Source organism: Endozoicomonas sp. ONNA1 (assembly GCF_024606325.1).
Classification (GTDB): domain Bacteria; phylum Pseudomonadota; class Gammaproteobacteria; order Pseudomonadales; family Endozoicomonadaceae; genus Endozoicomonas_A.
This window is the reverse complement of record NZ_JAHHPN010000974.1, coordinates 1-1,767: the sequence shown is the minus strand read 5'-3', so window position 1 is coordinate 1,767 and position 1,767 is coordinate 1. Positions and strand designations below refer to the sequence as shown.

Sequence of the window (1,767 nt, the reverse complement as noted above, 5' to 3'; positions counted from 1 at the left end):
GTACTTCAGGCATGGCTTTTGAATGGCATGGTATGCTGATGTCTTTCAGTTCTTCTTCCAATGCTGCATTCTTGAGAAGCGTGTTGTAAACCATTGACTTCAGGGCATTGAGGTCTTCTGTCGTGATGTCTTGATTCAGTTCACTCGAATCAGGGGCGGAAGTCGCTGCCAGCGCAGATTTTCTGGCCCTGGTGTAAGAACTCTTTATGTCCTCTTGTTCATTTATTGTTTGGCTCGGTTGCAGAAACCCTTCCTGATTGACCTGAGCTGCCTTCTGCTTCGTGTACTGCTGAATGGTCAGGGAACGGACTTTAGGCTCCTTGTCGATATCCGGGATCAGATCGAGCTGGTGTTGAATCTTGGCCAGGCGATTGTGGATTACAGCATCAATCCGTTCTGTCTGTTGTTGCAGCTGCTGTTGCAGGTAATGCAGGATGGACTGATAACGTGCATTGAGATCGTTTTCATTGTTTGGAGTAATATCGAGCTGCTTTTCAATGTCGGCCATTTTTGTTTTCACAGCTTCTTCCAGAGGCTGTTCTATTGCGGCATCTGTTACAGCAACCGATCTTTTGATTTCATGAATTCTCTTTATGATCAGTCTTGCTTGTTCTTCTGGTGGCTGGCTATCATCCCAGTAATCAATACCAAGCATCTCTGCCAGTTGTGTGTTGTAAACCATACCGGTTTCTTTTATGGCATCATGGAGGTGTTGTTGCAGATACTGGATTCGTTCGACTTTATACTGAAGTTTCTGTGACTGCTCTTCCAGTTTTTTCAGCACTTTACGAATCAGTACGAGGTCATCTTCAACTTGTTGCTTGAGCTCAAGTGCTCTGTGTTTTTTCTTTTCATTGGCAGTAGCTGTCTCCGATATAAGCTCTAATTGGTTTTTAACCCGGATGAGTTCGCTTTTTGTTGCGATGTGCTCTTGCAGCTGTCTTTCCCACTCAACCGTTTGTCTGGCCATGTTGCTCACAACTTTGGCAGCAAACTGTTCGTTGTGGTTAAAAACATCGAGCTGTGATTCGACGACGACGGGTATAAGATTCATAATACCTTTAACGAAATTCTGACTGATCAGAAGCTCTTTGAGTGCGGGTTTGAAACTGAAGTGTTTGGCGAGTTGAATCTGCAACCAGGTTGGCGTGATGACAGACGAAGCGGCTCTGACATGCTCTGGTGTGAATTCAAATTCGACTGCCTGAGCTGGAGTGGCAATGGACAATGCCAGCTGGAGACATTCGTAGTATGAAAGCGCAAGCACTGCCAATTTATCTTCGTCTGTAAGCGTTGTCGGTTGATCTTTGTTAACTCCGGCGTCGTGCCGCGCAGCAAACCCCTCCAGCAGTGCCATCTGCCTGCTCCGAATGGCGTACTGGTAGCTTTTGACCCTGTACTTTTTAACCCATGTTGCAGCAGGGGCGGGGGTATTAGTCTCAGCTTCTACCCAGAGTTTATAGAGGTTTTCTACAAAAGCGATATCATCGGGATTCGGCTTCTGGCCTCGGAAAACAATAACCTCCCCGGGAGCTTCTTTTACTTCCAGCTTTGGGTAACCTGCAGGCGCTGGATAAACCCGCGTGTCATCCTCGACGTGAACAACATAGCCGACAGGTTTGCTGTGTGCTAACAGATCATTAAGGGCCTGCTGTTGTAAATTTTCTTCCAGGACATGAACCTGCATATAGGCAGAAGTGGCTGCCGCCAGGAGAGCCTCATCATTGACAAAGAGTGATTGACCCAAACGTTGCAGTTCAGGGGGCT

General features: G+C 46.9%; 1 protein-coding gene. It reads right to left on the bottom strand.

Annotation, left to right across the window (positions count from 1 at the left end):
• On the bottom strand, positions 1 to 1,767 hold a 1,767-nt coding region (locus tag KDK19_RS23540), incomplete at both ends, for a hypothetical protein (RefSeq protein ID WP_257293075.1).